This window comes from Symplocastrum torsivum, from assembly GCF_059505465.1.
The window spans coordinates 1-7,055 of record NZ_JCACKQ010000104.1; the positions used below are offsets into that span (position 1 = coordinate 1).

General features: G+C 46.3%; 6 protein-coding genes. 5 read left to right on the forward strand and 1 reads right to left on the reverse strand.

The features are described from left to right. Positions 1-219 precede the first annotated feature (219 nt). The gene (locus AC5JL3_RS24970) at positions 220-1,425 is read left to right on the forward strand and encodes an HhoA/HhoB/HtrA family serine endopeptidase (protein WP_496077047.1); all 1,206 of its coding nucleotides are present in this window, start codon (positions 220-222) and stop codon (positions 1,423-1,425) included. Between the two features lie 172 nt (positions 1,426-1,597). On the opposite strand, the gene dnaK is transcribed toward AC5JL3_RS24970, so the two are convergent. Then, entirely contained in the window at positions 1,598-3,520 is a 1,923-nt protein-coding gene (dnaK, locus tag AC5JL3_RS24975; RefSeq protein WP_496077048.1) for a molecular chaperone DnaK, read from the reverse strand. An 834-nt stretch (positions 3,521-4,354) separates the two neighbouring features. On the opposite strand from dnaK, the gene AC5JL3_RS24980 reads away from it, so the two are divergent. From AC5JL3_RS24980 to rpsU, 4 genes are all read left to right on the forward strand, one after another. Beyond that, positions 4,355-4,777, forward strand: a complete 423-nt coding sequence (locus AC5JL3_RS24980) for a HEAT repeat domain-containing protein (protein WP_496077049.1) — start codon at positions 4,355-4,357, stop codon at positions 4,775-4,777. A gap of 145 nt (positions 4,778-4,922) precedes the next feature. Next, complete coding sequence (gene dusB / locus AC5JL3_RS24985) at positions 4,923-5,978, forward strand: tRNA dihydrouridine synthase DusB (protein ID WP_496077050.1); 1,056 nt, start codon at positions 4,923-4,925, stop codon at positions 5,976-5,978. Between the two features lie 183 nt (positions 5,979-6,161). Next, on the forward strand, positions 6,162-6,443 hold the full coding sequence (gene rbp, locus AC5JL3_RS24990) for an RNA-binding regulator (RefSeq protein WP_192219247.1): 282 nt from the start codon (positions 6,162-6,164) through the stop codon (positions 6,441-6,443). A 293-nt stretch (positions 6,444-6,736) separates the two neighbouring features. Next, the gene (rpsU, locus tag AC5JL3_RS24995; protein WP_192219246.1) at positions 6,737-6,916 is read left to right on the forward strand and encodes a 30S ribosomal protein S21; all 180 of its coding nucleotides are present in this window, start codon (positions 6,737-6,739) and stop codon (positions 6,914-6,916) included. Positions 6,917-7,055 lie beyond the last annotated feature (139 nt).

The window sequence follows — 7,055 nt, forward strand, 5'->3', positions numbered from 1 at the left end:
TTATAAAGCTAGTTTGGGCTTTGTTTGGGCTTGATATTTGTTTAAGTCCCATTAACACCACTGAAGGGTCTAACAAACGACAGACAACCGACGATTGTAGAAGCCCATCAGTAGCATCAGGTGAACACAACTTAGTTCAGAGCCTTCGGTTAATTCCAAACTTTTTCAGTAGAGTGGAAGTAATAAGTAAGCAAAAGATATCGTTGAGTTGTCAAGACCATGAGTTTATCCCTAAAGCAGCTGACCGTTTATCTGACTTTGCTGGGCTTAGGCGGTGGCGCAGGGGTACTGGGGAGTCGCTATCTCATGGCAGAGCAGTCAGTACAAAGACCACCTGAAGCCGTTCCGGCTGTCTTGCAACCTTCCAATGCTCAGCCCTCAGGTCGTCCTCCCGAAGCCAATCTCAACTTCATTGCTGAGGCAGTCGATCGCGTGGGACCAGCCGTTGTCAGGATTGACTCGGCACGTCAGGTTTCAAGAGAGGTTCCCGATGCGTTTAGAAATCCCTTCTTCCGGCGATTCTTTGGTGATGAGATGCCAAAACCTCCAGAAGAACGGGTTGAGCGAGGCACGGGTTCAGGATTTATTCTGACTTCAGATGGGCGGATGATTACTAACGCTCACGTTGTCGCAGGTGCTAATCGAGTGAAAGTTACGCTTAAGGATGGTCGAACATTTGACGGTAAGGTGGTCGGTGTCGATTCGGTAACCGACGTTGCGGTGGTCAAAATTGAGGCGACACGTTTACCTACAGTACGCCTCGGAAAATCGGAGACTTTAATTCCCGGAGAGTGGGCAATTGCGATCGGCAATCCCCTAGGGCTTGATAATACTGTGACCGTTGGTATCATCAGTGCCCTAGATCGCTCTAGTTCTCAGGTCGGTGTCCCAGAAAAACGGGTTAGCTTTATTCAAACAGATGCCGCGATTAATCCCGGTAATTCTGGTGGTCCTCTGCTGAATGCCAGAGGTGAAGTGATTGGGATTAACACAGCGATTCGTGCTGGTGCTCAGGGATTAGGCTTTGCAATCCCGGTTGAAACGGCACAACGAATTGCCGATCAACTGTTCACAAAAGGTCGAGTTGAGCATCCCTACTTAGGCATTCGGATGGCGACCTTAACACCAGATCTCCGAAAAGAAATTAATGAGGACAAGGACTTTGACTTTAAAGTCACGCAAGATACTGGTGTTTTAATCATTGGTGTTGCTCCAAATTCACCAGCACAAAGAGCTGGTCTCCAACCTGGAGATATTATCCGAAAAGTCGCTAGTCAGCCAGTTAAAAGTGCTGGTGAGGTACAAAAACAAGTCGAATCTAGTCAGGTTGGTGGTGCTTTAGAAGTCGAAGTTGCTCGTCAGGGTAGGGTACAAGCCTTTCAAGTCCGACCAGGGGCTTTCCCAACTGAGGATTCAGACGAATAAAACTTTCATCTCAAACAGGGGTAGGAGGAGAAGGGGAATACTGTTCTCCTCCTATTTTTATGGCAATAAAAAAGGTGGATAGGAGCGATCGCTACCCATCCACCTTTTCTCAATTACACTGAATCAATCACTGAGGGTAGAGGCAGTTCATCACTAGCCTCTATCAATTGCACTACTTAGTTTCTGAGAACTCAGCGTCAATCACATCATCAGGATTGGAACCACCAGAGGTTGTTTCAGAACCTGCCGCACCTGTACCAGCGCCAGGACCACCCGCATCTGGACCACCGCCACCTTGTTGTTGATAGAGGTTGGTGCTGATGCTGTAGAGTGACTGTTGCAACTCTGTTGTCAGGGTCTTAATCCGCTCGTCGTCTTCTTGCTGAACGGCTTCGCGTAGGTCTTTGATCAATCCTTCTACCTTGGTCTTGTCAGCAGCGGGAACCTTGTCGCCAAGCTCCTGGATTTGCTTCTCAGCTTGGTAGGTAAGAGAATCTGCCTGGTTCTTGCGATCGATTTTCTCACGACGCTCTTTGTCAGCAGAAGCATTGGCTTCGGCTTCTTTGACCATCCGATCCACTTCGGCATCCGGTAGCGTTGAAGCACCAGTAATGCTGATGGATTGCTCTTTACCTGTACCTTTGTCCTTCGCAGTAACGTTGAGGATACCGTTGGCATCGATATCAAAGGTCACTTCGATTTGAGGAACGCCACGAGGAGCAGGTGGGATACCATCTAAGCGGAAGGTACCAAGACTCTTGTTGTCGTTGGACATCTCACGCTCACCTTGGAGAACGTGGATTTCCACATTGGTCTGACCATCTACAGCCGTTGAGAAGGTTTCTGACTTCTTGGTGGGGATAGTGGTGTTGCGAGGGATGATCTTGGTCATGACACCACCCAGGGTTTCCACACCCAGAGATAACGGTGTGACATCGAGGAGGAGGATATCCTTCACTTCACCAGCAAGGACACCTGCTTGAATTGCAGCACCTACGGCTACGACTTCATCAGGGTTAACGCTTTGGTTTGGGTCTTTACCAAGAACCCGCTTGACCAACTCTTGTACCGCAGGAATCCGGGTAGAACCACCAACTAAGACGACCTCGTTAATGGCGCTCTTGTCGATTTTGGCATCGCGTACTGCGTTCTCAACAGGGATGCGGCAACGGTCGATCAAGTCAGCGCAGAGTTCTTCAAACTTGGCACGAGTCAACACCATATCCAGGTGCTTCGGACCATCCTGGGTAGCCGTAATGAAGGGTAGGTTGATTTCTGCTTGAGTGACGCTGGAAAGCTCAATCTTAGCTTTTTCAGCAGCTTCGGTTAGGCGTTGCAGCGCTTGCTTATCTTTACGCAGGTCAATACCTTCATCTTTTTGGAAGGTTGAAGCGAGGTAATCAACTATTTTCTTGTCGAAGTCGTCACCACCAAGGTGAGTGTCACCACTTGTTGCCAATACTTCAAAGACACCATCGCCAACTTCAAGGATAGATACGTCGAAGGTACCACCACCTAAGTCAAATACCAGAATGGTTTCTTGGGTCTTCTTGTCTAAGCCGTATGCCAGAGAAGCGGCGGTAGGTTCGTTGATAATCCGCAGCACTTCAACCCCAGCAATCTTACCAGCATCTTTGGTGGCTTGACGCTGAGAGTCATTGAAGTAAGCAGGAACGGTAACGACGGCTTGGGTAACAGTTTCACCGAGGTACTTGCTAGCGTCCTCTACTAGCTTGCGTAGCACCTGAGCAGAAATTTCTTCTGGTGCAAATTGCTTGCTTTGCGCGGGGGAATCAATCTTGACGCTACCGCCAGCATTGAGGACTTTGTAAGAAACTTCAGTAGTTTCGTTGCCCACTTCATCAAATCTACGCCCGATGAAGCGTTTAACGGAGTAAAAAGTATTTTCGGGGTTCATCACCGACTGACGCTTGGCGATTTGTCCGACCAAGCGATCGCCATTCTTGGCATAGGCTACAACTGAAGGTGTTGTCCGAAAACCTTCTGCGTTGGCAATGACGGTAGGCTTACCACCTTCCATTACTGCGACGCAGGAGTTAGTTGTACCTAGGTCAATTCCAACAACTTTTGCCATAAGAGTGTTCCGGGTTCGTTTAACTACAAATACTGATTTGGCAGGGGGAACTGAAAACTGAACAATTCAAGGGTTCAATCAGCAGCTTTGGAGAGCTTCAATACCATTGGAGAGAGCTACCAATCTCTATAGTGAGCATTGTGACGCTATCTGATGAAGGAGGGGTTTCCGAACCTGGGGTTGGACGGTGATATAACAAAATTGCTTTCACTACTCCTTTTTTAGATGAAGCGCATCGGTAGCTAGCTGCTCCTGATTGCTTTCACTGTGTCTAATGTATAGAACTTATGGGCTTGGGAGATTGGGGCGAACCGTAATAAATCTGTTGTGTTTGCCGTCTTGAGGGAGTTCTAAGTTAAATCAGCTTTGTTCTCAATCGAGAGTTGGCGCCTATGGACTCTTCCCTTAGTGTATAAATCGCCTAACTTGTAGTGGTTGTGGCAGCATGAACCGAGAGATTCCTGTGGCAAGAACTACTGTACTTACTAAAACGATTAAGAACCTTTAACTAATAGTCAAGGTAATTGTCAGGCTGTAAAGCGATCGTTACCAATAGCTAGCAATTGGGTGTGAAGTTATTGTAAAGCTGATATGAACTTTGAATTAACTTACGCTTAGACTTCTTGCAATCTTCCGCTAGGAGGATAGATAATAAAACCTATGCTACTTCATGTTCATGATCTTCTCTATGCCGTTGTAAGTAGCTACTATAGTGTTTTCATTTGAGATGTAAATAAACACCCCCTTGTCAGCTAAAGTTTTCAGCACTTTCGCTGTTTAAAAACCATTTAAAAACACTATATTTCCAAATCTAGTCACTGGGTATTCCGTACTATGCAACTAACATCTAATAGCAAACTACTTGATTTTTTAACATTTATTGGAGAAGGTTTCTCTCATATCTCTACAGGTGTTTTGTCAAGAATCCAAGGGAGAATAGACACTCCGGTTTCGGTTCTTGTTGAATCATTGAAAGATGAGGAAGGAGAAATTCGTTGGTACGCTGCATGGGCTTTATCAAGAATGGGTTCTGAAGCTAGAGTTGCTATTCCAGCTCTGATTGAAGCATTAAAAGATGAGGAAGGAGAGATTCGTCGTCTTGCTGCTAAGACTTTACAGTCTCTAGGAGCAGACACTGAAGTTCCTGTCTCGGTTTTGCTCACTGCCTTGGGCGATCGGGAAAAGGATGTTCACCGTTTTGCAGCCAGAGCGTTGGCAAAGGTTAATCAGGAAATGAGAAAAATTCCTCAACACTAAGGCTATAAACTAGTTCGTTAAGCACTATAGTTAGCCAATTTAAGAGACAGCACTGATCAATAAACAAGGTGTTCTACTGGGTAAAGAGAGAAGCTAGCTTGTACTGAGTAAAATAGAGAAGCTAGATTGCTGCAACATCTCGTCTATGGTTTCTCTATCTCCCAGTTTGCAAGCTCGACTGTCAACACCGTTGAAGATTGGCTCTTTTGAGGTGAAAAGTCGGGTTCTACAGTCGCCCCTCTCTGGGGTTACAGATATGGTGTTTCGTCGCCTGGTGCGCCGTCATGCGCCAGAGTCGATGATGTACACAGAGATGGTGAATGCCACAGGGCTGCACTATGTAAAAGAGCTACCTAAAATTATGGAGGTAGACCCCAACGAACGACCGATTAGTATTCAGTTGTTTGACTGCCGTCCCGATTTCTTAGCAGAAGCTGCACAGATGGCGGTGCAAGAAGGGGCGGATACGGTTGATATTAATATGGGTTGTCCTGTCAATAAGATTACGAAAAATGGCGGTGGTTCTTCCTTGTTGCGGGAACCAGAGACGGCTGAGGCAATTGTGAGGGCAGTTGTTGAGGCAGTGAATGTGCCAGTCACCGTCAAGACTCGTATCGGTTGGACAGATAAGGAAATCAATATTCTGGAATTTGCCAAGCGGATGGAGGATGCGGGGGCACAGATGATTACCGTGCATGGACGCACTCGTTCCCAAGGCTATAACGGTAATGCAAAGTGGGAGTGGATTGGGCGAGTAAAGGAGATACTTTCTATTCCAGTTATTGCCAACGGAGATATCTTTTCGGTTGAGGCAGCGGTGAAATGTTTGGAACAGACGGGTGCTGATGGGGTAATGTGTTCGCGAGGAACGCTAGGTTATCCGTTTTTGGTGGGAGAAATTGATTACTTCCTGAAAACCGGAGAAACACTGATACCACCAACACCAGTAGAACGATTGGAGTGTGCTAGGGAACATTTGCAGGCGTTATGGGAGTATAAAGGCGATCGCGGTATTCGTCAGTCTCGTAAGCACATGACCTGGTATGCCAAAAACTTTGCGGGTGCGGCTGATTTGCGGGGGCACTTAGCAGTAATTGAAACACTTGAGCAAGGTGTTGAGTTAATTGACAACGCGATCGCACGGCTTCAATCAGATATCCCTAACAGTTCGGAACTCATACCTCAACAAGTAGTCGCTTAAACTACATCAACTAAATTCTATCTACTTGATAGAATTGAAATAGTACCCAGAGTGGCTAGCTCACAAGTTGATGTGTTAGGGTAATTAGCGAGAATTATGTTCGGCTACAGTGTTTCTGTGGGTATATTACAGGCGTGTCTCCGGATTTAAATCTCTACATCATTTGCTTCTGGAGACTTTTTTATGTCAATCTATGTGGGTAACCTATCCTACGACGTTACACAAGATGATCTAACTAGTGTCTTTGCGGAATATGGAACTGTAAAGAGAGTCCAGATTCCAAACGATCGCGAGACAGGTCGTCCTCGTGGCTTTGGTTTTGTAGAGATGGAAACCGATGCTGAGGAAGATGCGGCAATTGAAGCTCTCGATGGTGCTGAGTGGATGGGTCGTAGCCTCAGGGTTAATAAAGCCAAGCCTCGTGAAGATAAAAGACAAAGTGGCGGGTATTCTCGTAGTTACTAAGCTTGTCCTACTCAAGCATTACAGGCTAGCTAACACCTATAATCTTGTAGTCAGGGGCATTCAGTTTTTCGCTTCAGTGCGTGAGCGTCGTCAGCCAAAGTTGCTTTCGATTTACTGAGTAGTCTGAGGTAATACCTATACGGTGAGCATACATCTAACAGTACAGCTTCTCGTCTAAGTCGCTAACACAGAATGCTCCCGATTTTTTGTGATCACCAATCTTGTTAGAGATTCAATTGGGTGAATGTAACTACCCAAATTAAATTGCTTGTTCAAACTCAGGAGGAGATAGCATGACCCAAGTGGTTGTAGGCGAAAATGAAGGGATTGAGTCGGCCTTGCGCCGTTTTAAGCGTCAAGTTTCAAAGGCAGGAATTTTCGCAGATATGAAGCGTCTGCGCCATTTTGAGACTCCCATAGAAAAGAAAAAGCGCAAAGCTGTTGCAAGAAGGCGCAAACGGCGGTTCCGCTAGAGCTTACAATCCAATCGTTCCACTAAATTAATGCCCTGTAGAGTCCAATTGACAATTCTACAGGGTTATTAATTGAGTCAGTCTTATAGAATCCATTTGGGATCTAATCATTCGCTAACCGCTTGAGCATGAGTCGGAT